This is a genomic window from Streptomyces sp. NBC_01237 (genome assembly GCF_035917275.1).
Lineage (GTDB): Bacteria > Actinomycetota > Actinomycetes > Streptomycetales > Streptomycetaceae > Streptomyces.
In genome coordinates, this window is record NZ_CP108508.1 from 7,238,292 (window position 1) to 7,263,306 (window position 25,015).

Below are 25,015 nucleotides of genomic sequence, written 5' to 3' on the forward strand. Positions count from 1 at the left end.
CCCGTACCGGTGGCCCCTCTGTCAATGTGGCGCCACCGCAGTACCAACAACCTCTGGAATGTCGCCCCTTGGGATGCTTCATTCCGGATTGACCTGGGGAGAGCGATGCGCCCGATATCGCGTACGGCACTGGGAGCGGCGACCGCCGCCGTCCTCGCCGTCACCGCGATCGCACCGTCCGTGGCGGCGCCACCGGACGACGTGACCGCGAAGAGACCGCTGACCGGCAGTGCGGCCGCCGCCGCGAAGGGCGGGAAGCCGGTCACCGTGACCCTGGTCACGGGCGACAAGGTACGGGTGAGCACGGACAGTTCGGGCGCCGCGTCCGCCGCCGCGCTGCCCCGCGAGGACGGCACCGTACCCCTGGTGCAGACCCGGCAGTCCGGCAAGGACCTGTACGTCTACCCGGACACCGCCGTCGAGGCGCTCGCCGCGGGCACGGTCGACGAAGAACTCTTCAACGTCACCGGCCTGATCCGCCAGGGTTACGACGACGCGCACTCCACGACCGTGCCGCTGATCGCCACCTACCGGGCGGACACCGCACGCAGCGCGCCGCCCACCCCGCGCGGAGCCGAGCGCGGAGCGGTCCTCGATGTCATCGACGGCGTCGCGCTCCAGGCCGACAAGAAGCGGACCGACGACTTCTGGGCGGACCTCACCGCGCCCCGGTCGCGCTCCGCAGCCGGGCTCAAGAAGCTCTGGCTCGACCGCAAGGTCGAAGCCAATCTCGACAAGTCGACCAAGCAGGTCGGAGCCGACCTCGCCTGGGCGGCGGGCTACGACGGCAAGGGCACCAAGGTCGCCGTACTCGACACCGGCGCCGACGCCGAACACCCGGACCTCAAGGGCCGCATCACCGCCTCGGAGAACTTCACCGACTCCGACTCCACCGACGACCGCCAGGGCCACGGCACCCACACGCTGTCCACGGTCGGCGGCTCCGGCGCGGCGAGCGACGGGAAGAAGAAGGGCGTCGCGCCCGGCGCGGACCTCCTCGTCGGCAAGGTCCTCAACGACAGCGGGTCCGGCGCCGCCTCCTGGATCATCGCCGGAATGCAGTGGGCCGTCGACAACAAGGCCGATGTCGTCTCGATGAGCCTCGGCAGCGCGGCCCCCACCGACTGCACCGACCCGATGAGCCTGGCCGCCGAGGAACTCGGCCACAGCAAGGACACCCTGTTCGTGGTCGCGGCGGGCAACATCGGCCCGACGCTGAACACCGTCTCCTCGCCCGGCTGCGCCCCCAGCGTGCTGACCGTCGGCGCCGTCGACCGCGACGACTCCACCGCGAACTTCTCCAGCCGCGGCCCGGCGATCGGCTCGCACACCCTCAAGCCCGAGATCGCCGCTCCCGGCGTCGCCATCTCGGCCGCCGCGGCGGGTGGCCGCGGACCGTACGCCTACCAGTCGATGTCCGGTACGTCGATGGCCACCCCGCATGTCGCGGGCGCCGCCGCGATCGTGAAGCAGCGCCACCCCGACTGGACCGCCCAGCAGGTCAAGGCGGCCCTGGTCTCCTCCGCGAAGAGCGCCGTCCCCGGTGATGTGCGCGAGACCGGCGCCGGGCGACTCGATGTCGCGCGGGCCATCGACACGGCCGTCGTCGGATCCCCGGCCGTCCAGGGCGGCACGTTCAACTGGCCGCAGGACAGGAGCGACCGCACCACCGTCGACGTGCCCTACACCAACCTGGGCAAGAAGCCGGTCAAGCTGTCGCTGAAGGTCGCGGGCGTCACCGGGAACGACGGCTCGGCCGTCCGCTCCAGGATCGCCGAACTCGGCCGCACGTCCGTCACCGTCCCGGCCGGCGCCACGGTCCAAGTCCCCCTGGAACTGGACCCGGACGCACGCCTGGAAAGCAGCCAGTACGGCGATGTCACCGGACGCGTCCTGGCCACCGCCGACGGCGTCAAGGCCGCCACCCCGTTCTCCCTGTACGTGGCCCCCGAGACCGTCACCCTGCGCGTCAAGCTCATCGACCGCACCGGAAAGCCCGCCGACGGCGTCTCCTCGCTCGATGTCATCGGCACCGACACGGCATCCGGCGAACGGCGCTTCAACGAGGGCGCTGCCGACCAGACGTACCAGGTACGCCCCGGCGCTTACTTCGTCTCCAGCTTCATCGGCTCGCCCGACCCGAAGGACGCCACCGGGCAGCTCGTCGAGTCCGTCGGCTACCTCGCCAGGCCGCAGCTGAACGTCACCAAGGACACCACCGTGGTGCTGGACGCCCGCAAGGCGCACAAGCTCACGGTCAAGACCGAGGACCGGGCCGCCGAGACCCGCACCACCACCCTTGCCTTCGGGCGCTCGTGGGACGGGGCCTGGCTGCACTCCGGCTCCATATCCGGCAACCGAATCGTCAAGAACTACCTGGTCGACGTCCAGGGCAAGGCCCGTGACGGCGACTTCGAGTTCGACAGCTTCTGGCGCGCCTACGCCCCGCAGATCGAGAAGTTCTCCCTGGTCGGCGGACCGGCCCTGCATCCCCGCGCCGCGGGTACGGGTTCCGTCAACCTGGACGGCACCGGCCGGGCCGAGGTCGTCGACGCGGGCACCGGCACCCCCGCCGAGCTGGCGGCCGCCGGGGTCAAGGGCAGGATCGCCCTGGTGAAGGTCCCCGACGGCGCCGGCGTCACCACCCAGGCGAGCGCCGCCAGGACCGCGGGCGCCAAGGCACTCATCGTGCACCGCCCCTCCGCGGGTGACTGGCAGCCGGGCATCGGCTACGGCACCGCTCCGCTGCCGGTCCTCGGACTCACGTCCGACGAGGCCGCCGTCCTGACCGCCGCGCTGGCCAAGGGCCCGGCCGAGGTGTCCTGGAAGGCGACGGCGGTCAGCCCCTTCGTCTACAACCTGGCCTTCCCCGAGACGGGGCAGATCACGTCGGACCGCACGTACAAGGTCCGCGACAAGAAGCTCGGTTCGGTCACCGCCACACACGACTCGATGGGCGTGGCCGCCGACTTCGTCGACACCCTGCTGGTCACCCGGCCGTACGGCGGCACCTTCGCCGCCTCCGGCTTCGACACGCTCGCCACCCCCGGCAAGCGCACCGAGTACTACTCGGCGGGCGACAGCGGCTGGCAGAAGATGCTCTCCTCCAGCTTCCCCTGGGGCGAGTTCATGACCGACCGGACGCGTACCTATGGGGCGGGACACCAGCGCACCGAGGAGTGGTACCGGGGTCTCCTGACGCCGGGTGCCCCGCGCGACGCCACAGGAAAGGAAGCCCTCGCCGCCGAACGCCAGGACAACGTGATCGGGGTCGCCCCCGCATTCGTGACCGACACCGAACACGTCGGGGAGCAGGGCTCGTTCGGTGACATCGGCAGCATGCGGCTCACCAGCGGCGGCGAGGAGATCGGCAGCAGCGGCTACCCGTTCGGCGCGTTCACCGTCCCGGCGGAGGACCGCGCGTACGAACTCACCCTGTCGACCACGAAGTTCGGGCAGCCGGCGGCGGTGTGGAAGCGCTCCACGGCGACGGAGACCACGTGGAAGTTCCGCTCCGAGCGGCAGGCGGACGTCTATTCGCAGGGCATCCCGCTGCTCTTCCCCCGCTACGACGTCCCGTCGGACGGGACGAAGACCCTGCCTGCCACGGACGGCCAGAAGATCGGCCTCGGCGTCACCGGCCACGCCGGCTACACACCCGGCAGGCTGACCGGCGCCAAGGTCTCCTTCTCGTACGACGGTGGCGAGACCTGGTCACAGGCCACCACCGGTCAGCAGGGCGGCCGTTGGACCGCGACCGTGAACCACAAGGGCGCGGCGGGCAAGGCGGTCACCCTGAAGACCGAACTGACGGACGCCAACGGCAACTCCGTCGTCCAGACCGTGAATGACGCCTATGCGGTGCGTTGATCACATCGGTGAGTCACCGCTGACATGTCACAGCGCCATGTCACAGTGGCACGTCACATCGGCAATGTGACACCGGCCATCTGACGTCGGCACACCGGCACGACGCACCGACCGCGAATCGCACCGACCGCGAATCGCAGCACCGCGAATCGCACCGACCGGTCCGCCGGGCGTCCTTCCCGTGGGGGGTGGGGCCGCCCGGCGGACCTCGTTTACGGGCCACATTTTGCGGATGACCCGTTTTCGTGCGCCCCTCGCGGTGGACAATATGGGCATGAGTCAGCAGGGGGAGACGCCCGCCGCCCACGAGGACGACTGGTGGCGCGATCTGTACGACGAGGCCGCGCCGGACACCGGCCCGAGCAGCACGGCCGACAGTCTCGACGACCGCTTCGACTCCGTGTCGGACACGGTGACCTCAGCGGTGGTGCGCGGGGGCGACGGCGCCCCCGGGGCGGAAGCCCACCGGCCCCGGAGCCTGCCGTCGGAGCCGGAGCGGATTTTGGAGGTCGGGCCCGAGCCGGGCTTGGGGGTGGGGTCGACTCGGGAGCCGGATCCGGCTCCCGAGTCGGCTCCGGAGCCGGAGGTGCCGCCGACCCCCTTGCCGCCGCCGTCCGTGTCTCCGTCCCCCGCTCCGTCCCCTCCGCCCGCCACCGTGTCCTTCCGTGCACCCTGGGAGCCGCTGTCCGGGCCGTCGGAGCCGCGTACCTTCGCCGCTCCGCTGCCAACCCCACCCTCGCCACCGCAACCACGCCGGGCACCCGACGCCGTCGCGGACGTGGACGCCGACGAGCGGGCGCCGGCCGCCGTCCCCGCCCCTCGCCCCGTCGTCGGGTATCTCGGAGACCGGCCGCCGACCTACGACGCCGAACCCGCCGCCCTGCCCGTCTCCACGTCGCTCACCCTGGACGGGCTCGTCCCCGACACCGTGCTCGACGGCGCCCGGCACGGCACGTACACCCTGCGCGCCGCCTCCGTACGAGGGGACTCGGCGCGCTTCCGCGGCGAACCACGGCGTGATGCCCTGCTGACCGCCCGCTTCGGGACCGCCGACAACGCCCTCGTGCTCGTCGCGATGGCCAGCGGCGCCCGTGCCGCCGAAGGGGCACATCTCGCGGCGGCCGATGCCTGCCGCTGGATCGCCGGCGCGGTCGGCCGCAGCCACGCACGACTCGCCGAGGACATAAGGGCCGGACGCCGAGGCGATCTGAAGTCCGGCCTCCACCGGCTCACCGACCGCACCTACGGAAAGCTGCGCGCCCGCGCCGCCGAACTGGGCCTCGAACCGGACGAGTACACCGCGGGGCTGCGCTGCCTGCTGCTCCCGGCCGACCCCGAGTGCCGGACCCGGGTCTTCTTCGGCGTCGGCGGCGGCGGGCTCTTCCGGCTGCGCGACGGCCTCTGGCACGACCTCGAACCCGTTGTCGGGGAGGCGGTGGCCACCCGAACCGCGAAGGACCCCCGAACCGCGAAGGACCCCGGAACCGCGGTGGACCCGAGAACCGCGGTGGCCACCCGAACCGCGGAAGACCCCAGGGCAGCAGCTGCGGCGGCCACCGGGACCGGGGTGGGGGCCTGGACGGCGGGAGACGGTACGCCGGGCGAGGAGAGCCGGGACGGCAACCGGCTGACCATGGACCTCCGCATCACGACACCCCCGTCCCCGGCCGTGTCCCCGTATGCCGAGATCCCCCCGTCGCCGCGCTCCGAGCGATTCCGGTTCCGGGCGTCCGTGGCCCGCCCCCGGGACACGCTCCTGCTGTGCAGCAACGGGCTCGCCGAACCGATGCGCGGTGAGCCCGCGCTCGCCGCGGAGCTCGCGGAGCGCTGGGCGGACCCCGCGCCACCGGGGCTGCCCGCCTTCCTCGTGGACACCCAGCTCCGGATCAAGGGGTACGCCGACGACCGTACGAGCGCCGCCGTCTGGGAGGCGTAACCCCGCGGGCCGTGGGTTGATGGACTCCGGAGACCGTCCGGCCGAGGTTTCGGGCTCCGGAGTCCGGACAGCCGACAGTGCACGGAGCACAGGCAGAGAGGGTGCGCACCCATGGCCAAGCAGAACGTTTCGGAGCAGTTCGTCGACATCCTCGTCAGGGCGGGCGTCAAGCGCATGTACGGCGTGGTCGGCGACAGCCTGAACCCGGTGGTCGACGCCATCCGGCGTAACGCGGCCATCGACTGGATCCAGGTCAGGCACGAGGAGGTCGCCGCCTTCGCGGCCGGTGCGGAAGCCCAGATCACCGGCAGCCTGGCCGCCTGCGCGGGATCGTGCGGCCCCGGCAATCTGCACCTCATCAACGGGCTCTACGACGCCCACCGCTCCATGGCCCCGGTACTCGCCCTGGCCTCGCACATCCCCTCCGGCGAGATCGGGCTCGGCTACTTCCAGGAGACCCATCCGGAGCTGCTCTTCCAGGAGTGCAGCCACTACAACGAGATGATCTCCAACCCGCAGCAGATGCCGCGCCTTCTCCAGACGGCCATCCAGCACGCGATCGGCCGCGGCGGGGTCAGCGTCGTCTCGATGCCGGGTGACATCGCCTCGCAGCCCGCCCCCGAGAAGTCGATCGAACACGCCCTGGTCACCTCACGCCCGTCGGTACGCCCCGGGGACGAGGAGATCGAGAAGCTCTGCCGGATGGTCGACGAGGCCAAACGGGTGACCCTGTTCTGCGGCAGCGGAACCGCCGGCGCGCACGCCGAGGTCATGGAGTTCGCGGAGCGGGTGAAGTCCCCGGTCGGCCACGCACTGCGCGGCAAGGAGTGGATCCAGTACGACAACCCGTACGACGTCGGCATGAGCGGGCTGCTCGGCTACGGCGCCGCCTACGAGGCGACCAACGAGTGCGACCTGCTGATCCTGCTCGGCACCGACTTCCCGTACAACGCCTTCCTCCCGGACGATGTGAAGATCGTCCAGGTCGATGTGCGTCCCGAACACCTGGGCCGGCGTTCCAAGCTCGATCTGGCGGTCTGGGGCGATGTGCGCGAGACGCTGCGCTGTCTGACGCCGAGGGTGAAGGCCAAGACCGACCGCAAGTTCCTCGACCGGATGCTGAAGAAGCACGCCGACGCGCTGGAGGGCGTGGTCAAGGCGTACACCCGCAAGGTCGACAAGCATGTGCCGATCCACCCGGAGTACGTCGCCTCGGTGCTGGACGAACTCGCGGACGACGACGCGGTGTTCACCGTCGATACCGGGATGTGCAATGTATGGGCCGCCCGCTATCTCTCGCCCAACGGCAAGCGGCGGGTGATCGGTTCGTTCAGTCATGGTTCGATGGCCAACGCGCTGCCGCAGGCGATCGGCGCCCAGTTCGTCGACCGGAACCGGCAGGTCGTGTCGATGTCCGGCGACGGCGGATTCACCATGCTCATGGGCGACTTCCTCACCCTGGTCCAGTACGACCTGCCGGTGAAGGTCGTCCTCTTCAACAACTCCTCCCTGGGCATGGTGGAGTTGGAGATGCTGGTGGCGGGTCTGCCATCGTTCGGCACGACGAACAAGAACCCGGACTTCGCCGCCGTCGCCCGCGCCGCCGGGGCGTACGGGGTGCGGGTGGAGAAGCCCAAACAGCTTGAAGGCGCCCTCAAGGACGCCTTCAAGCACAAGGGTCCCGCACTGGTCGACGTGGTCACCGACCCGAACGCCCTGTCCATCCCGCCGAAGATCAGCGCGGACATGGTGACCGGCTTCGCGCTCTCCGCCAGCAAGATCGTGCTGGACGGGGGAGTGGGCCGGATGCTCCAGATGGCCCGCTCCAATCTGCGCAACGTCCCCCGCCCCTGACCTCGCGGTGAGGGGCGAGGCAGGAGCGGGAGCCGGGCGGGACACGGGCCGGGCGCGGCCGAGGTGAGGGGCGCGCCTACGCCGGGGTCAGCCGCACCGTCAGGATCTGGAACGGCCGCAGCGCCAGGACGAGACCGTCCTCGTCGGTGTCCGCCGGGTGCAGCGGCCGTTCCAGCAGATCGGTGATCCGGGCCCCCACGACGGGGAATCCGACCCTGAGGCGGGTCTCGGCCCGGCCGCCGGCCGACTCGTAGAGCCGTACGATCACGTCCCCGCTGCGGTCCTCGGCCAGCTTCACGGACTCCACGGTCACCGCCGGATGCCCGGTGTCCACGAGCGACGGAACGGCCGGTGCCACGGCCGCGCGAAGCGGCAGATTGAGCGCGAGGCCCTCCCGTACCGCGTCGGTGACCTCGGCGCCGGGGGCCAGTGCGTACCGGAACCGGTGCGTGCCGAGGTCTGTTGCCGGGTCCGGACTGTGCGGAGCGCGGAGCAGTGTCAGCCGTACGGTCGTGCCGAGCCCGGACTCGTGGGGCGTCCTCGTCACGTCGTGGCCGTAGGTCGAGTCGTTGAGCAGTGCGATGCCGTACCCCGGCTCGGCGACCCGAAGCCAGCGGTGGGCGCAGATCTCGAAACGGGCCGCGTCCCAGCCCGTGTTGTCATGCGTCGCGCGATGGACATGGCCGAACTGGATCTCGGCGGTGGAACGTTCGGCGTGGACGTCCAACGGGAAGGCCGCCTTGAGAACCTTCTCGGACTCCTGCCAGTCCACCTCGGTCTCGATGTCGAGCTGCCGGCTTCCCGCGGCCAGCCGCAGCTCCTGAACGATCGTGGACTTCCCGAACGAACGGACCACCCGGACCGCGGCCCGCAACGGCCCCTCCTCGATCAGGGAGACGGCGTCGGCGCCGGTCAGATCGGTACGGCTGTGCCGGTAGTGCCGGTCGATGTCCCAGGCGTCCCACTGGTTGGGGTGGTCCGGGTGCAGCTGGAGGAGGTTGGCGCGCAGACCGGGGGCCAGGACCTCACGGCCCGCCACCAGGTCGCGCACCGAGGCGACCAGACCGTCCCGGTCGACGGTGATCCGCAGCAGCCCGTTGTCCAGCACGATCCCGTCGTCCGCCGCCGCGTCGGCTGTGACCGCCGTGCCGGTCGTGGTCTCCGTGTCGGCCGTGGTCTCCGTGTCGGCCGTGACCGTCGTGATCCCCGCGTCGACCGAGCCGCCCGTGCCTGCCGGGACTGCCGTGGCCGCCGTGGCCGCTGTGACCGGGTGATCCGGAACGGCCGAGCCGTTCAGCAGCCCCGCACCCAGCCCCGGCGTCCGGGACAGCACCGCAGCGCGCCCTTCGCCCAGATCCTGCACATGGGCACCGGACGGCAGCACCCCGGCCGCCTCCGCGTCCAGCTCAATCACCTGACTCCGTTCGTACGGAGAGGAGTTGAGCGCCACGAGTCCCTCCGCCGCACCGAGCGAGGTCACCGCATCGGCCACCAGGTCCGCCAGCTCGGAGCGGACCTCCTCATAGGTGTCGCGGGCCTCGCGGTGCACCCAGGCGATCGACGAGCCGGGCAGGATGTCATGGAACTGATGCAGCAGGACGGTCTTCCACACCCGGTCCAGCGTCTCGTACGGATAGCGGTAGCCGGGGGTGCGCAGGGCCGCCGCCGTGGCCCACAACTCGGCCTCGCGCAGGAGATGTTCGCTGCGCCGGTTGCCCTGCTTGGTCTTGGCCTGGGTGGTGTACGTGGCCCGGTGCAACTCCAGGTACAGCTCACCCGACCAGACCGGCGCCTGCGCCCCGTACTCCTCCTCGGCCGCCGCGAAGAAGGCCGAAGGCTTCTCGATAGACACCCGCGGTGAGCCCTCCAGGTCCCGGAGCCTGCGGGCCTTCTCCAGCATCTCGCGGGTGGGACCGCCGCCTCCGTCGCCCCACCCGAACGGCACCAGGGAGCGGGTGGCGCGCCCCTTCTCGGCGAAGTTCCGCTCCGCATGGGCGAGTTCACTCGCGTGGAACTGGGCGTTGTAGGTGTCGACCGGTGGGAAGTGGGTGAACACGCGCGTGCCGTCGATGCCCTCCCACCAGAAGGTGTGGTGCGGCATCTTGTTGTGCTGGTTCCACGACAGCTTCTGCGTGAGGAACCACCGCACCCCGGCCAGCCGGGCCAGCTGAGGGAAGGCCGCCGTGTAGCCGAAGGAGTCCGGCAGCCAGATCTCCTCCGTTTCGACGCCCAGTTCCTCCTCGAAGAACCTCTTGCCGTGCACGAGTTGCCGGGCAAGTGCCTCGCCGCCGGGCATGTTGGCGTCGGACTCCACCCACATCGAGCCGACCGGCGACCACTGCCCGTCCGCCACGGCCTGCTTGATCCGCTCCCAGATCAGCGGCTGGTGCTCCTTCACCCAGGCGTACTGCTGCGCCTGCGAACAGGCGAAGACGAGCTCCGGGTAGTCCTGGGCGAGTGCCGTGACATTGGCGAAGGTGCGGGACGCCTTGCGTACCGTCTCGCGCAGCGGCCACAGCCACGCCGAATCGATGTGCGCGTGCCCGGCGGCCGAGACACGGTGCGCGCTCGCCGCCGCGGGCCGGGACAGCGCCTCGGCCAGTTCGGCGCGGCCCGCCGCCGCAGTGCCCGCCACATCGTGCAGATCGAGGGCGTCGAGCATCCGCTCCAGCGCCCGCAGGATCTCGTGCCGCCTGGAGCGGTCGGCGGGCAGCTCCCGCGTCAGCTCGGACAGGACCTCGATGTCCAGGACGAGATGCCACACCTCCTCGTCGAGTACGGCGAGGTCCGCCGAGGCGAACCGGTACAGGGGCCGGTCCCCGGCCGTCAGTACGTCACCGAGCGGAGTCGGTGTGAAGCCGTGCTCCAGCACGGACGGATTGGCCGCCGCCTCCAGGAGCAGTGCGACCGGTTCACCGCCCGCCGCGGACGGGGCCACCGTGAGGTGGCGATTGCGCGGGTGGATGCCCTTGAGAGGGACACCCTCAAGGTCGTACAGCATGCCCTCCGCCTGGAACCCGGGGCCCTCGCCGGAGAACCCGGGGTCGACAACCACCTCGACCCGGCGCCCCGCCCACTCGCCGGGCACCGCCCCTTCGAGCCGGAACCAGCTGGTGGACCAGGGCCTGCCCCACTCCGTGCCGGCGCTGAAGGGCTCGTACGTCCGGTCGAGGGCCTCGGTCACGGGCACGGGTTCGCCCGGGGCGTGCCAGACGGACAGGGCGAGCGGGGTACGGGCCGCGTACTGGGCGGGGCGGATGAACTGGTGGAGCGCGCGTTCGAGGCGGCCCTCCACCAGCGTGCGGTCGTCGTGCATCGGGTGCCTCCGGATCTGTGCGCGGAACGTCACGCGTTCACATGCCCGGTGAGGACTTCCGATAGCCCGTGAATCCCGAAATCTCCCTGCTGCGCGCTCTCTTGGCACCCTCTGCGCAATGTGACATATTACTGCCGTGTTCACGAGACAGCCCCTGGACGTCATCATCGTCGGTGCCGGCATCGTCGGTTCCGCCTGCGCTTACTACGCGGCCCGATCCGGTCTCTCCGTCGCTGTCGTCGACCGGGGACCGGTCGCCGGAGGAACCACCGGAGCCGGCGAGGGAAACCTCCTGGTCTCCGACAAGGTGCCCGGCGCGGAGCTGGATCTCGCGCTCCTGTCCGCCACGCTCTGGCGGGAGCTGGCCGACTCCTTACCGCCGGAGATCGAGTACGAGACCAAGGGCGGTCTGGTGGTGGCGGCCGGTGAGGAATCCCTGGCGCAGCTGACCGCGACGGCGCGCGGCCAGCGGACGGCCGGCGTCGACGCGCGCCCGGTCACCGCGCCGGAAATGGCCGAGCTCGAACCGCACCTGGCCTCCGGGATGGCCGGCGGATTCCACTATCCGCAGGACGCGCAGGTCCAGCCTGCCCTTGCCGCGGCCCATCTGCTCGAAGCCGCCCGTGCCGAGGGGGCGCGGCTGTACACCGGTGAGGAGGTGACCGCCGTACTGACCGGACCCGGTGGCGCGGTACGCGGAGTGCGGACCGGTGGGCGCGAGCTGCACGCCCCCGCCGTCGTCAACGCCGCAGGGACCTGGGGCGGCGAACTGGCCGCCCTGGCCGGGGTCCGGCTGCCGGTCCTGCCGCGACGTGGGTTCGTCCTGGTCACCGAGCCGCTGCCGAGGCTGATCCGGCACAAGGTGTACGCGGCGGAGTACGTGTCCGACGTGTCCAGCGGGTCGGCGGCACTCCAGACCTCCGCCGTGGTCGAGGGAACCCCCTCCGGGCCGGTACTCATCGGCGCCAGCAGGGAACGCGTGGGGTTCGACCGGTCGTTGTCCGTCCCGGTGATCAGCCGGCTGGCCGCTCAGGCCGCCGCGCTCTTCCCCTTCCTGGCCGACGTCCGGGTACTGCGCGCCTACCACGGCTTCCGGCCGTATCTGCCCGACCACCTGCCCGCCATCGGCCAGGACTCCCGCGCACCCGGCCTGTACCACGCCTGTGGACACGAGGGCGCGGGGATCGGTCTCGCCCCCGCCACCGGAAAGCTGGTCGTCGCGGCGATCCGGGGCGAGGAACCCGCCCTCGACCCAAGCCCGTTCAGCCCCGACCGGTTCGGCGCCCCTGAGTCATCTCCCAGTCGATCGGAGCCCTCGTGAAGCGCCTTCCCCGACGCCCGGCCGCCCGCACCCCCGCCGAACTGGCCGGTGCGGTGCCCGACCCGGAGTTCACGATCCTCATCGACTCCCGCCCCATTCCCGCACTGCCCGGCCAGACGATCGCCGCCGCCCTGTGGGGGGCGGGCATCCTGAGCTGGCGGACATCCCGTGTGAACGGCGTTCCGCGCGGCGCCTTCTGCGGAATCGGCTCGTGCTTCGAATGCCTGGCCACCGTGAACGGCCGCCCCAATCAGCGTGCTTGCCTGCTGCCCGCCGCACCCGGCGACGAGATCACCACACAGGAAGGGGACGGCCATGGGACGGGACTCACGAGGTGAACAGCGCATACCCGCACCCGATGTGTTCCCGGATCCGCCCGTGACGTCCCGCCCGGAGGCACTCGCGGTGGTGGGCGCGGGGCCCGCCGGAATGGCGGCGGCGGTGACCGCGGCCGACCACGGCATCCCGGTCACCGTGCTGGACGCGGCGGCGCGGCCGGGCGGACAGTTCTACCGCGCACCTGCGCCCGGCCTCGGAGCCACCCGGCCGGAGGCCCTGCACCACGGCTGGGACGTGTTCACCGCGCTCGCCGCCCGGTTCGACCGGCATGTACGTTCCGGACGGATCAGCCACCTCGCACGGCACCAGGTGTGGGCGGTCGAACGGGCCGGTGATCCGTCCGTCGAGCGGGACTCCGGCCGGGACGGCGGGGCGGACGGTGAACGGGCCCGTGGATGCTGGCGGTTGCACGCGGTCACCGGCACCGAAGAGGACATCGGGACGGTGGTCGACGCACAGAACCTGCTCATCGCCACCGGATCGCACGAGCGGCAGCTGCCGTTGCCGGGCTGGACCACACCGGGCGTCGTGGGCGCCGCCGGGGCACAGGCGATGCTCAAATCCGGCCTGGTCCTGCCGGGCCGGCGCATCGTCGTCGCGGGCAGCGGCCCGCTGCTCCAGGCGGTGGCCATCTCCCTGGCCAGGTCCGGGGCAGAGGTGCCGCTGCTCGTCGAGGCCGCAGGGTACGAGTTCTACGCGCGAGCGCCCACCACGCTGGCCGCTAACCCGGCCAAGCTGGCGGAAGGAGCCCGCAACGCGGCCCAGCTGCTGCGGTACGGAGTACGCCTGCGGACGCACAGCGCGGTGACTGCCGTGCACGGCCGTCACCGGGTGGAAGGCGTCACGGTCAGCCGTCTGGACCGTGACTGGCGTCCGGTGCCGGGCACCGGACGCCGCCACGACTGCGACGCCGTCGCCCTCGGCCACGGGCTGGAGCCACGCACCGGGCTGGCCACGTCCCTGGGCTGCGCCACCCGCGAGCGTGCCGACGGCACACATGGGGTGGTCGTGGACGCCCAGTTGCGGACCACCGTGCCCGGCGTCTGGGCCGCAGGGGAGACCGGCGGCATCGGAGGAGTCCACCTCGCCCTGGTGGAAGGTGAGCTGGCCGCGCTGTCAGTGGTCCGTCTGACCCGTGCGGAGACGGCGCGCCACAGCGACGGCGGGTTGCCCCGGAGGGCGGTCGCGCTGCGTCGCGCCCGGACTCGGATGCGTGCCTTCGCCGAGGTCATGGGTGCCGCGCACCGGCCGCGTCCCGGCTGGCGACAGTGGCTGTCCGGTGACACCGAGGTCTGCCGCTGCGAAGAGGTCACCGCCGACCGGATCCTGACCTCGGTCTCGGAACTGGGTGCCGGGGATGCCCGTACGGTCAAGCTCCTCACACGGGCCGGTATGGGCTGGTGCCAGGGGCAGACCTGCGGGTTCGCGGTCCGTGAGCTCATCGGCCCGGCGGCGTCCGGGGCGGGCCCCGGACGGCAGGCCCTCGCGTGCCCGGTCCTCCTGTCCGTACTCGCCGGTCATCCGCCCGCCACCGGCGCGGCGGGCGACTCCGACGCGGCCGAAACCGCCGGCGGAGCGGGCGCGACAGGCGAGCCGGGCGGGACGAGCGGCTCGGGCGGGACAAGCGAGCCGGGCGGGACAAGCGGCTCGGGCTGAGGCCCACGAGCCCGGCCGGCACATACGTACACACTCTCGTGCTCGATGACCGCGCACCGCGGCCATCAGTGACATGTCACCTCTCTCAAGGAGTCTCGATGCAGACGAACGACACCCCGACCTCCCCCCGAACCCGTCCGTGGCGCGGTGTCATGGTCGCCACGCCGCTGCCGCTGAAGGAGGACCGTTCCGTCGACTTCGACGCGTTCGCCGAACACGTCGCCCGCCTCGTCGAGGCAGGGTGCGACGGGGTGGTGCCCAACGGTTCGCTGGGGGAGTACCAGACGCTCACCGACGACGAACGCGACCGGCTGGTACGGGTGGCCGTGGCGGCGGCGGGCGACGGTGCCCGCGTCATGCCCGGAGTCTCCGCCTACGGCAGCGACGAGTCACGGCGCTGGGCCGAGCAGGCCGCCGACGCGGGCGCGGGCTCGGTTCTGCTCCTGCCTCCCAACGGCTACCGCTGTGACGACACCGCGATCCGTGCCCACTACGCGGCGGTCGCTCAGGCCGGGCTGCCGGTCGTCGCCTACAACAACCCGTACGACACCAAGGTGGATCTCACCCCCCAGCTGCTGGCCCGTCTCCATCAGGAGGGCAGCATCGTGGCGGTCAAGGAGTTCAGCGGTGATGTGCGTCGCGCGTACGAGATCGCCGAGGAGGCCCCCGGTCTCGATGTCCTCATCGGTGCGGACGACGTCCTGCTCGAACTGGCGCTGGCCGGAGCCGTCGGCTGGATCGCGGGCTGCCCCAACATGCTTCCCGCGAGCTGTGTCACGTTGTACCGCTCCGCCGTGGCCGGCGACCTGAGCACCGCGCTGCCGCTCTACCGGCAGCTGCACCCGCTGCTGCGATGGGACTCCAAGCCGGAGTTCGTCCAGGCGATCAAGGCGTCGATGGACGTGGTCGGGTGGCACGGCGGCCCTTGCAGGCCGCCGCGGTTCCCGCTGCCCGACGCCTCCTCCGCCGCCGTGCGGGCAGCCACCGAGAAGGCGCTGGCCGAGGGCCTGAACTGACGCGCTCCCGACCTCCTCGCGTCTGTCATCTCCGCGCTCCGGCAGGGCCGTTCCAGGGGTACCTCGTGTACACGTCGTATCTTCCACGCCGTGGCTCGCCCACCCGAGGAATGCCCACGCGGGTGATCACCGGTGGGGTCGGGACCCTTCCTGGTACCCCTATGCCCGAGCGGCGCCGGTACTTCCTGGACCACCAGGACGCGGTGCGCACGCTGCCGAGGTACGAACCGCGCGGCCACGCCGCCATACTCCAGCTGCCCACCCGGTCGGACGCGGACTTCGGCGTCCTGTACATCGAGGTGTCCGGAGCGCTGCCGATGTGCGGTCACGGCACCATCGGCGTGGCCACCGTGCTGGTGGAGACCGGCATGGTGGCCGTCACCGGTCCGGTCACCACCGTCCGGCCTGCGGGACGGGTACCTCCGCACGCATGGCGCAGCTGCCCGCCCGCGGCCGACTGCCCCTGAACACGACCTTCGTCAACGAATCTTTCATCGGTACCTCGTTCAAGGGGGGCTTGTCGAGGAGACCGGTGTCGCCGGGACCCCGGCCGTCGTTCCCACGGTGACGTGCCGGGCCTGGATCACCGGCACCGCGCGGTTCTTCCTGGATCCGGCCGCCTTCTTCCCCGAGGGCTTCCCGCTGTGAGAATGCCGGGGCAGGCCGTACCGTCCGGTGGTGAGCGCTTACCGGCGGGGGTCGGATGAATAACGTGACATTGTATTCTGAGGCCCCGCTCGGTGCTGGAGGAATACATATGACCCGCCTCTCATCCCTCAACACCATCTCGGCCCAGGAGCATCTGAGGGACCGGGTGGCCCATGCCCTGAGGGCGGCACTGATAGCCGGTGACCTGCGTCCGGGCACGATCTACTCCGCACCCGCACTCGCCTCGGAGTTCGGAGTCTCCGCGACCCCGGTACGTGAGGCCATGCTCGACCTGGCCCGGGAGGGCCTCGTCGAGGCCGTACGCAACAAGGGTTTTCGGATCACCGAGTTGACCGACCAGGACCTCGACGACTTCACCGAACTCAGGGCGATGATCGAGGTGCCCACCGTCGGCAGGATCGCCGGGCTCGGCAAGTCCCGGGAGCTGGAGGCCCTGCGGCCCCTGGCGCTGGAGATCGTCCACGCGGCACGCCGGCACGACATCCTGGCCTACCTGGAGGCCGACCGGCGCTTCCACCTTGAGCTGCTCGGCCTGGCCGGGAACCGGCGGCTGGTCGAAGAGGTCAGCAATCTGCGTAAGCGCTCACGGCTCTTCGGTCTCAACAGGCTCGCGGAGACGGGCCAGTTGATCGCATCGGCCGAGGAGCACATCGAACTGCTCGACCTGATCGTCGCGGGTGACGCGAAGCGCGCCGAGGCGTGCATGCTCGCTCATATGTCACATGTCCGGTCGCTCTGGGCCGATGGCGGCGAAGTGGGCGAGGGCGAGGGGGCCGAGCGCATCACTCATCGGCGGGTTGGCCAGGGGACGGCGGGGGCCTGAGCGAGGGGTGCCCCCGCCCTTCGGGGCGGGGGCACCCGAGAGTGCTCACATGCCTACCGCCGACGCGTGTCAGAGCGGGTTGAGCCGGGCCTTGAGCAGGCAGAACTCATTGCCTTCGGGGTCGGTCAGGACGTGCCACTGCTCCTCCCCCGTCTGGCCGATGTCGGCCGGGCGCGCACCGAGCTTCAGCAGGCGTTCGAGCTCGGCGTCCTGATCGCGATCAGTGGCGTTGACGTCGATGTGCAGCCGCGACTTCCCCTTCTCCGGCTCGTCCCGGCGACTGAGAATGATCGTCGGCTGCGGACCACCGAACCCCTCGCGCGGTCCGATCTCCACCATCTCGCCGTCCTCGCGATCGAGCACGACGAAGTCCAGAACCTCGCACCAGAACCGCGCCAGCGCCTCGGGGTCGTGGCAACCGAGCACGAGCTCACTGATACGACATGCCATGGATGAAACCTGCTCTCAGCCTGGGATTCGCCGGGGAAGTCCCACGTGAAACCCATGGAATCCCGGCAAGGAAAACAATCCCGCGACCGTACCGGACGGGGCCGACGGGGGCGAAGTGATTTCGGGGCCGGCCCTGTCCGGGCAGCCGGGCGGGGCGTCGGCCAGACAGGGGGATGCGGGCCGTGAGGGGCGACCCACGAGGCGGTGACCACGAGGCGGCGACCACGGGGCGGCCCTTAAGGATGTGCCTCGGCGGACCGGCCGCCTCGGGGTGCATTCCGTCGGATTTCCCCTGCCCCGTCGGGTGGCCCGCGCGTCGCGTTGTCGGCCTCCGAGCCGGGCCCGCGCGGGAACCTGAGCGCGGACCCCGTGTGCTCCGCCCCGTCGGCGTACCTGCCCACCGTTCCTGCCGTGCGGGCCTCGTGCCCCGACGGGAGCGGCTATCGAAGACGGTCGCTGCGGGTGCTCAGGAATCGCCTGCCGTGCAACCGAGTTGGCGCGCAGATGAATATGGGCACGGCATCTTCCGAAGGACATGTGACATGTGCCATTGTACTGATCGCAGGGCGCAAGGCCGTGCTCATGTCACACGGAGCCACCGTCAACTCCGTTGCTGCCAGCTCCTGTCAAACCCTCCACAGTCGCGCTCCCCGGCGCGGCGACCACTCCGCTGGGAGGCGGCACGTGAAGAACCGATCGGTTCGACCAAGATTTACCGGCACATCCACCGGCGTATCCACCCGGACATCGGCAGCAGCCCGCATATCCACCGGGATATCCACCGCGATGCTGGCAGCCTGTCTGGGAGTAGGGCTGCTCGCGGCCCCGGCCCAGTCCGCGCCGGCGCGTTCCACCACCGCCACCGCCGCACCGTCCGACGCGGCGGCCCCCACCGCCCCGGACCCGAACGGTCCCGCGGCGGCGTCCGCGACCCAGCCCGCCGAGGACCCCGAGCACGTCGGCGTCACATCGCTCAAGCCGGCGGACCGGGCGCCGCAGTCCGCGTCCAAGGACGCGCTCAAGCGCGACTACGACGATTCCAAGGCCGCCGAACCCAGTCGGCGCGCGCCCTCCATGTCCGCCAAGGCCAGACTCGCCGCCAAGGCACGCGGACTCGCCGCTCCCGCGGCGTGCAACGTCAGTGACTTCACCAGCCGTACCGGCGACGCACTGGTCCAGCAGGTGACCTCGACCACCACCGCATGCGTCAACACGCTGTTCGGTGTCAAGGGCCAGGACGGCTATCTCGCCTTCCGTGAGGCGCAGATGGTCACCATCGCCGATGCCATGCGCGCTCGCTCGGCGGCCTATCCCGGCGACAGCAGCACCGGGATGCCGCAGTTGGTCCTCTTCCTCCGGGCCGGCTACTACGTGCAGTACTACGACCCGTCGACGGTCGGCAGCTACGGTCCGGCGCTCCGTACCGCGATTCAGGGCGCCCTGGACGGCTTCTTCGCCTCCTCGCACTCCTCGGACGTCACCGACGCGAACGGTGAGACCCTGTCCGAAGCGGTCATCCTGATCGACAGTGCCGTGCAGAACGACCGCTATCTGAGTGTTGTCAAGCGTCTGCTCGCGGGCTACAACTCCTCCTACAACAGCTCCTGGTACATGCTCAACGCCGTCAACAACGTGTACACGGTGACCTTCCGCGGACATCAGGTGCCCGCGTTCGTCGCCGCTGTCGAGGCGGATTCCAGCCTGCTGAACGCGTTGCACGACTTCGCGGCGAACCACCTGGACCTCCTGGGCACCGAGCAGTCCTACCTGGCCTCCAACGCCGGCCGTGAGCTGGGCCGCTTCCTCCAGGAGGCGTCTCTGCGGGGCAAGGCGAGCCCGCTGGCCGCCTCACTGCTGAAGAAGAGCTCCATCACCGGACCCACCGCCGCGCTCTGGGTCGGTGTGGCGGAGATGGCGGACTACTACGACCGGGCCAACTGCTCCACCTACGGCACCTGTGACCTCGCCGCCCGCCTCAAGACCGCCATTCTGCCGGTCAAGCACACCTGTAGTGACAGCATCAAGATCCTGGCCCAGCAGATATCCACCACCGACCTGGAAGCCAGCTGTACCAGCCTGCGCAACCAGGACGCGTACTTCCACGGCATCGCACGGGACAACGGGCCGGTCGCCGACGACCGCAACAGCACCATCGAGGTCGTGGTCTTCGACTCCAGCACCGACTACCAGACCTATGCCGGCGCGATCTACGGAATCGACACGAACAACGGCGGGATGTACCTGGAGGGCGACCCGGCGGTGGAGGGCAACCAGCCCCGGTTCATCGCCTACGAGGCGGAGTGGGTCCGCCCGGAGTTCCAGATCTGGAACCTGAACCACGAGTACACGCACTACCTCGACGGCCGGTTCAACATGCACGGTGACTTCGAGGCCGGAGTCGCGACGCCGACCATCTGGTGGGTGGAGGGCTTCGCGGAGTACGTCTCCTACTCGTACCGCAAGGTCACCTATGACAGTGCGATCACGCAGGCGGGGAACCACACCTACACCCTGCGCACGCTGTTCGACAGCACCTACGAGAACGCGGACCAGACCCGGGTCTACAACTGGGGCTATCTGGCCGCCCGCTACATGCTCCAGTCGCACCGCGCGGATGTCGACCGGCTGCTGGGTCTCTACCGCAGCGGCGACTGGAACGGCGCCCGCACACTGCTCACCTCGACCATCGGCAGCCGGTACGACGCCGACTGGAACACCTGGCTGACGGCCTGCGCCGCCGGTAACTGCGGCACCCTCACCGAGCCCCCGGTGGACCTCGGACCCGAGTGCACCGCCAGTGACGTCAGGCAGCTGGCGAAGGACTGCAAGCGCAGCAGCCTGTCGGCCGTCACGGATGACTACGCCTACCTCTACGTCTACATCCCGGCCGGCACCGCGCAGCTGAAGATCACGACGGCGGGAGGCACCGGCGACGCCGACCTCTACTACAGCGCCACCGGTTGGGCGACGACCGGTGTCTACACCAGCCGGGCCACCGGCACCGGCAACGAGCACACCCTGACCGTCCAGAACCCGAAGGCCGGTGCGCACTACATCAGCCTGCGCGCGGTCAAGGGGTTCGGTGGAGTCGCCGTCTCGACGCGCTTCTGACGGGCGGGAGGCGGCCGAAGGCCGATAGCCGCTGACCCGACGTTCCGAGGGAAGTGATCCCGCGGGCGGGAGGAACGGCGGTCGCACGAAGAGCGGGGTGGTGGCAGCAGTCCCGGCCGCCGCCCCGCTCGCCGGGTCTTCCGGGCCTCCGGTCTTCCGGGCCTCCGGTCTTCCGGGCCTCCGGGCCTCCGGGCCGTTCGGGCCGTCCGGGTCCTCCGGTCCGATGGTCCGCGCCGCCGGTGGGGGAGCGGCGGCGCGGACCGGTCCGGAGGGTGCGGGATCAGCAGTCGTGGTCGACCAGGTCGAAGGACTCGTAGTGGTCGCCGGTGTAGTAGTCCTCCTGGACTTCCTCACCGGTCACGATCCGCCGCGCGCCACGGTTCGGGGAGCCGGGGGTGATGACCGTGTACTCGTGGTAGTACCCGGTGCTCCGGCTCGGCAGGACGCCTTCGCGGTTCTGGAAGACGGTGCCGTCCTGGTCGTACGGGAACGGGCCGCCCGCGTCGATGAGGTCGAGGGTGTCGTGCGCCTGGGACGGCAGGTCCGAGTAGCAGATGCTCCCGACCGAGGCGACGGTGAAGGGAGAGGCGAAGGAGGCGGCGAGAGGGGTGGAGACCGCGGAGCTGGAGAGCGGGGCAGTGGGGGAGAGGGGGGTGGCGGCGCTCGCCGTCACCGAACCCGAGGCGAAGAGGACGGACAGGAGGGCGGCGGTGCCGCCGAGCATGGTGATCCGTGGGGGGATTCGCATACCCACCATGATGACGCGCGTAGATCCCCTTTCGTCAACGCCAACTCGTGTGAATTCTGCGGAAGTTAACCGGAGGTACGTCTGTGTGACGAACGTGTTTCCCGGTGGGGGCCCTACGCGGGGCGGCCCTGGATGCCGGAGTTCGGCGAGGTGCCCGTACCAGCCCTATTTGCCTATTGATGAGTCGACAAGCGTGACAGCGCTCGTGCGGGGCATGCATCCCGTGAAGGTGTTCGAGAAGTTACGGGACAAGGGGAGGTCGGTTCACTGTGCGGGCGGGGGAAATGACGAAGCGCCAGGGCGGAAGCCGAGATACCGCGGACCGGAGAACAGAAGACCTGGGCACAGGGGTGACCACCCGGCCCGATCGCATACGCCGCAGAATCGGCCACACCGACAGGTCGGCGGTGGGGGAGGCGCGCCGCGAGCTGCGCGAGTTCCTCGGTCACCGCTCCGCGCAGGAGCGGATCGAAGAGGCTGAGCTCCTGCTGAGCGAGCTGGTGACCAACGCGCTGATCCACACCCGTCATGGAGCGGTGGTCACGGCCACCGTGCACCCCGGGAGACTGCGGGTGGAGGTGCGGGACTTCATGTCGGGACTGCCCGGACCGTACGTACCGAACGCCGACGACGGTACGCACGGCAGGGGCCTCATCCTGGTGCGGAGCCTCGCCGACACCTGGGGGGTGGAGACTCAGGTGCTGGGCAAGGTGGTGTGGTTCGAGTTGGAGATCGGGAAGCCCTGACCGGCCCCCGGACCCCGGCCCCGGACCCCGGGCTCCCGGTTTCCCGGATTCCTGAGGCGGGACTCCCGGGATCCTGAGCGCCCTCGCGTCCGAGCGCTCAGGCGTCCTCAGCCGAACTGCTGCTCCAGATCCTTGAGCTTCTGTTCCAGTGAGTCGAGCCGGGGAAGCGTCTGGGTGTCGTCCTCGGCGGTGAGGTCGACGGTCCGGGACTCACCCCCGGGGCGCTGGGCCTCGGGACTGTTCGAGTTCGAGCCGTTCGCGGTCGGCTTCGAGCCGTGTACGGCTTGCAGGGATGGCCGGGGTCGCAAAGGCAGCTGACCCGGCTCTGTTATGGCAGGCTCCGCGACGGACTGCGATGCGCCCGAGGCGGGAGCGATCGCGGGGACGTCCGTCCGGCCGCTCTCGCGGCCACCGCGCCCCCAGGCGCGGTTCTGCCGGTTCAGGGCCTTGATGCGGGCCCGGTCCAGCTTCTCCTGGTCCTTTCTGCGGAGCCGGTCCTGCTCCTTCTCCCGCCGGTCCTCCCGGACCTCGTCCACCGCCTCGTCGAGCGTGCGCACTCCTTCGAGGAGCATCAACGACCAGGCACCGAAGGTCTCACGGGGCGCCCGCAGCCACCGGACGATCCGGATCTGCGGCAACGGCCTTGGTACCAGGCCCTGTTCGCGCAGCGCGGCCCGACGGGTCTGCTTCAGCGCACGGTCGAAGAGCACCGCCGCCGAGAGCGACATTCCCGCGAAGAAGTGCGGGGCGCCCGCGTGGTCCATGCCGCGCGGCGCGTGCACCCAGTTGAACCAGGCGGCGGCACCGGCGAACGTCCACACCAGCAGCCGGGAGCCGAGCGCCGCGTCGCCGTGGCTGGCCTCGCGGACCGCCAGCACCGAGCAGAACATCGCGGCCCCGTCGAGGCCGAACGGGACGAGGTATTCCCAGCCCCCGGAGAGGTTCAGGTTCTGCCGGCCGAAGCCGACGAGCCCGTGGAAGGAGAGCGCGGCGGCGACCGCCGCGCAGCAGAAGAGCAGCACGTACGAGGCGGAGGCGTACAGGGCCTCCTTGCGCCTGCGGCGGTCCTCGCTGCGTTCCCAGTTGTCATCGGCCGCGGCCTTGCCAGCGGCGCGCTTGCCGCGCGCGACCACCGTGACCGCCGCCATGACCCCCACGAGCAGTACGGCGCCCGGAAGCAGCCAGTCAAGCGATATGTCGGTCAGTCTCATGCGCGGTCCCTTGCGTCACGTAGGGCGTTTCGGGCGCCATCGTGACGGAAATTCCGCCCCGCTCAGGGGGTTTCGGGACAAGAGCACGCCATTGGGGTGACTGGGGATACCTATGGGCGGAATCTGAACGAACGCACATACGAGACGATAGAGATGCGTTCGGATTGCGTCACCTGGACGGGCGGTGTGGATCAGGGAGCGGGTGTCAGCTTCCTCACCCGGTCGTCATCGCAGGTGCGCGGGCAGGTGACGCAGGTGTCCTCGGGGCGCAGGGTGTAGAAGAGGCAGCAGCTGGCCCGGTCGCGGGTCGGCAGCGATTCGCCGTTGGGGCCGGTCAGTTCACGGAAGCCGGCCGTGCCGACGTACGGCTTGGTGGTGCCCGGCAGCAGCAGTTCCAGTTCGGCCATCGCGCGGCGCTCCTCGCCGAGCAGATGGGCGATGTACCAGAGGCCCTCGACGATCTCGTCCGTCGCCATGCCCCACAGGGCCCGCTTGCCTCGACGCATCCGGGGCTGGAAGCCCTCCAGCACCGGACCGATGTGCTCAGCCACGGCGTCCAGCACCTCGGCCCGCAGCGCGGCCTCGTCCGGGACCACCCGGGCGCCGGGCAGCGTGGCCGCCGGATCGTCGGGCAGGCAGGCGAACTCCCGTACGCGGACGGTGAGATGGCCCAGTGCCCGCTGGAACGAGATGTCCTCCACGGGAATCCGGGGCACCCGCCGGTGCAGGAACCAGGGCACCGTCACGAGCAGACAGGCCGGCCAGGAGTAGCGGTGCAGTCCGAAGCTGGCCACCACGTCGGGACGGGCCTGCTGTCCGTAGTCCCGGAGCACCTGCGCGTTGTCCCAGGCGAGGAAGGCGTCGAGGGCCGCCCCGCCTCCGGCGAGCTCGGCCGCGCCCACCCAGCCGACCCCGGAGGGGGCCGCCTCGCCCTCCGCGAGCACCTCGGCGCGCAGCCCGGGGAAGACCTCGGTCAGGCGCGCGTACGAGGCCGTCACGGGGGACGCCGCGGTACTGGTGAACAGAGCGGAGACGGTCATGCGGGGACCACCACATCAGGATCGTTGGCAGGTAAGCCTTACCTTACCCGAAATGATCGATGTTTGAACTGGGGCCTCCTCGGCCTATCGTGCACAAAGGGCATGGCGTACGCGAGCCGGGCCCGCGGCTGGCCGAGGAGGTCCGGGTGGAGCAGGGCAGGGCGCGCGAGGACGTACGGCCGCCGTACGTCTGCGACGCGTACGCGGGCACGCCACCGGTCGTCCGGGTGCCCGAGCAGGCGCGCGGGGAGCACACCCACAGCGAGCCGCCCGCCCCCCGCGTCGTGCAGCGGCACTCGGTGCGCGGCCAGATCCTGGATGCCCTGCGCGCCGCCCTCGTCGACGGTGAGCTGGTGCCCGGACAGGTCTACTCGGCCCCGGCGCTCGGCGCCCGGTTCGGTGTCTCCGCGACGCCGGTGCGCGAGGCGATGCAGCAGCTGGCCGGCGAGGGTGCCGTCGAGGTCGTGCCGAACCGCGGCTTCCGGGTCAGTGAGCGCGGACCGCGCGAGCTGGCGGAGCTGGCCGAGGTGCGCGCCCTGATCGAGGTCCCGGTGATGCTGCGGCTGGCCCGTACCGTTCCGGCCGACCGGTGGGGCGTGCTGCGCCCCCTGGCCGATGCCACCGTCGCGGCGGCCGCGGTGGGCGACCGGGCGAGCTACGCGGAGTCCGACCGGGCCTTCCACCGCGCGGTTCTCGCGCTCTCCGGCAACGAACAGCTGGTGATGGTCGCGGACGATCTGCACCGCCGTTCCCAGTGGCCGCTGGTCAGCCACCCGGCCACCCGCCAGGCCGACCTGCTCGCCGACGCCGCCGAACACATGGCGCTGCTCGACGCCCTCATCGCCCAGGACCTCGCCGTCGTGCAGTCCCTCGTACGCGAGCACTTCACGGGTGCGGACGGCTGATCCG

16 protein-coding genes and 1 pseudogene are annotated in these 25,015 nt (G+C 70.8%); 12 read left to right on the plus strand and 5 right to left on the minus strand.

What is annotated here, in order from left to right:
* Positions 1-105: 105 nt before the first annotated feature.
* The 3 genes from OG251_RS32155 to OG251_RS32165 all read left to right on the plus strand — a co-directional run bounded on the left by OG251_RS32155 (position 106) and on the right by OG251_RS32165 (position 7,660).
* A complete protein-coding gene (locus OG251_RS32155) occupies positions 106-3,870 on the plus strand; it encodes a S8 family peptidase (protein WP_326680380.1) in 3,765 nt (1,254 codons plus the stop codon).
* A gap of 274 nt (positions 3,871-4,144) precedes the next feature.
* Positions 4,145-5,806, plus strand: coding sequence for a protein phosphatase 2C domain-containing protein (locus tag OG251_RS32160; RefSeq protein WP_326680381.1), 1,662 nt, complete (start codon positions 4,145-4,147; stop codon positions 5,804-5,806).
* A 111-nt stretch (positions 5,807-5,917) separates the two neighbouring features.
* A complete protein-coding gene (locus OG251_RS32165) occupies positions 5,918-7,660 on the plus strand; it encodes a pyruvate dehydrogenase (protein WP_326680382.1) in 1,743 nt (580 codons plus the stop codon).
* Between the two features lie 76 nt (positions 7,661-7,736).
* On the opposite strand, the gene OG251_RS32170 is transcribed toward OG251_RS32165, so the two are convergent.
* Complete coding sequence (locus OG251_RS32170; RefSeq protein WP_326680383.1) at positions 7,737-10,976, minus strand: alpha-mannosidase; 3,240 nt, start codon at positions 10,974-10,976, stop codon at positions 7,737-7,739.
* A 136-nt stretch (positions 10,977-11,112) separates the two neighbouring features.
* On the opposite strand from OG251_RS32170, the gene OG251_RS32175 reads away from it, so the two are divergent.
* From OG251_RS32175 to OG251_RS32200, 6 genes and pseudogenes are all read left to right on the plus strand, one after another.
* Positions 11,113-12,297 carry an NAD(P)/FAD-dependent oxidoreductase gene (locus OG251_RS32175; protein WP_326680384.1) on the plus strand — a complete coding sequence of 395 codons (1,185 nt, stop codon included), beginning with the start codon at positions 11,113-11,115 and terminating at the stop codon, positions 12,295-12,297.
* Positions 12,294-12,635 (plus strand): (2Fe-2S)-binding protein, encoded by a 342-nt coding sequence (locus tag OG251_RS32180; protein ID WP_326680385.1) that lies wholly within the window; start codon positions 12,294-12,296, stop codon positions 12,633-12,635. Before OG251_RS32175 ends, OG251_RS32180 begins: the two co-directional genes overlap by 4 nt.
* A complete protein-coding gene (locus tag OG251_RS32185; protein WP_442818389.1) occupies positions 12,613-14,292 on the plus strand; it encodes an NAD(P)/FAD-dependent oxidoreductase in 1,680 nt (559 codons plus the stop codon). The genes OG251_RS32180 and OG251_RS32185 overlap by 23 nt, the downstream gene beginning before the upstream one ends.
* A 98-nt stretch (positions 14,293-14,390) precedes the next feature.
* Positions 14,391-15,308 carry a dihydrodipicolinate synthase family protein gene (locus OG251_RS32190; RefSeq protein WP_326680387.1) on the plus strand — a complete coding sequence of 306 codons (918 nt, stop codon included), beginning with the start codon at positions 14,391-14,393 and terminating at the stop codon, positions 15,306-15,308.
* Between the two features lie 78 nt (positions 15,309-15,386).
* Positions 15,387-15,956: pseudogene (locus OG251_RS32195) on the plus strand (proline racemase family protein).
* Between the two features lie 109 nt (positions 15,957-16,065).
* Positions 16,066-16,800, plus strand: coding sequence for a GntR family transcriptional regulator (locus tag OG251_RS32200; protein WP_326680388.1), 735 nt, complete (start codon positions 16,066-16,068; stop codon positions 16,798-16,800).
* Between the two features lie 69 nt (positions 16,801-16,869).
* Here the strand turns inward: OG251_RS32200 and OG251_RS32205 are convergent, their stop codons facing one another.
* A complete protein-coding gene (locus OG251_RS32205; RefSeq protein WP_326680389.1) occupies positions 16,870-17,250 on the minus strand; it encodes a VOC family protein in 381 nt (126 codons plus the stop codon).
* 786 nt (positions 17,251-18,036) lie between these two features.
* On the opposite strand from OG251_RS32205, the gene OG251_RS32210 reads away from it, so the two are divergent.
* Complete coding sequence (locus OG251_RS32210) at positions 18,037-20,361, plus strand: M9 family metallopeptidase (protein WP_326680390.1); 2,325 nt, start codon at positions 18,037-18,039, stop codon at positions 20,359-20,361.
* 280 nt (positions 20,362-20,641) lie between these two features.
* Here OG251_RS32210 and OG251_RS32215 read toward each other — a convergent pair whose 3' ends face one another.
* On the minus strand, positions 20,642-21,109 hold the full coding sequence (locus tag OG251_RS32215; RefSeq protein ID WP_326680391.1) for a ribonuclease: 468 nt from the start codon (positions 21,107-21,109) through the stop codon (positions 20,642-20,644).
* A gap of 383 nt (positions 21,110-21,492) precedes the next feature.
* Between OG251_RS32215 and OG251_RS32220 the strand changes: the two genes are divergently transcribed.
* A complete protein-coding gene (locus tag OG251_RS32220) occupies positions 21,493-21,855 on the plus strand; it encodes an ATP-binding protein (RefSeq protein ID WP_326681487.1) in 363 nt (120 codons plus the stop codon).
* Positions 21,856-21,962: 107 nt separating this feature from the next.
* Here the strand turns inward: OG251_RS32220 and OG251_RS32225 are convergent, their stop codons facing one another.
* Positions 21,963-23,066 (minus strand): DUF2637 domain-containing protein, encoded by a 1,104-nt coding sequence (locus tag OG251_RS32225; RefSeq protein ID WP_326680392.1) that lies wholly within the window; start codon positions 23,064-23,066, stop codon positions 21,963-21,965.
* Positions 23,067-23,257: 191 nt separating this feature from the next.
* Positions 23,258-24,106, minus strand: coding sequence for a (2Fe-2S)-binding protein (locus OG251_RS32230; RefSeq protein WP_326680393.1), 849 nt, complete (start codon positions 24,104-24,106; stop codon positions 23,258-23,260).
* Between the two features lie 146 nt (positions 24,107-24,252).
* On the opposite strand from OG251_RS32230, the gene OG251_RS32235 reads away from it, so the two are divergent.
* Positions 24,253-25,011 (plus strand): GntR family transcriptional regulator, encoded by a 759-nt coding sequence (locus OG251_RS32235; RefSeq protein WP_326681488.1) that lies wholly within the window; start codon positions 24,253-24,255, stop codon positions 25,009-25,011.
* Positions 25,012-25,015: the final 4 nt, after the last annotated feature.

What these genes read in the sequence shown, in the direction of transcription:
- OG251_RS32155 (WP_326680380.1), top strand. Translation starts at nt 106, where the DNA reads ATGCGCCCGATATCGCGTACGGCACTGGGAGCGGCGACCGCCGCCGTC.
- OG251_RS32160 (WP_326680381.1), top strand. Translation starts at nt 4,145, where the DNA reads ATGAGTCAGCAGGGGGAGACGCCCGCCGCCCACGAGGACGACTGGTGG.
- OG251_RS32165 (WP_326680382.1), top strand. Translation starts at nt 5,918, where the DNA reads ATGGCCAAGCAGAACGTTTCGGAGCAGTTCGTCGACATCCTCGTCAGG.
- OG251_RS32170 (WP_326680383.1), bottom strand. Translation starts at nt 10,976, where the DNA reads ATGCACGACGACCGCACGCTGGTGGAGGGCCGCCTCGAACGCGCGCTC.
- OG251_RS32185 (WP_442818389.1), top strand. Translation starts at nt 12,613, where the DNA reads ATGGGACGGGACTCACGAGGTGAACAGCGCATACCCGCACCCGATGTG.
- OG251_RS32190 (WP_326680387.1), top strand. Translation starts at nt 14,391, where the DNA reads ATGCAGACGAACGACACCCCGACCTCCCCCCGAACCCGTCCGTGGCGC.
- OG251_RS32200 (WP_326680388.1), top strand. Translation starts at nt 16,066, where the DNA reads ATGACCCGCCTCTCATCCCTCAACACCATCTCGGCCCAGGAGCATCTG.
- OG251_RS32205 (WP_326680389.1), bottom strand. Translation starts at nt 17,250, where the DNA reads ATGGCATGTCGTATCAGTGAGCTCGTGCTCGGTTGCCACGACCCCGAG.
- OG251_RS32210 (WP_326680390.1), top strand. Translation starts at nt 18,037, where the DNA reads ATGCTGGCAGCCTGTCTGGGAGTAGGGCTGCTCGCGGCCCCGGCCCAG.
- OG251_RS32215 (WP_326680391.1), bottom strand. Translation starts at nt 21,109, where the DNA reads ATGCGAATCCCCCCACGGATCACCATGCTCGGCGGCACCGCCGCCCTC.
- OG251_RS32225 (WP_326680392.1), bottom strand. Translation starts at nt 23,066, where the DNA reads ATGAGACTGACCGACATATCGCTTGACTGGCTGCTTCCGGGCGCCGTA.
- OG251_RS32230 (WP_326680393.1), bottom strand. Translation starts at nt 24,106, where the DNA reads ATGACCGTCTCCGCTCTGTTCACCAGTACCGCGGCGTCCCCCGTGACG.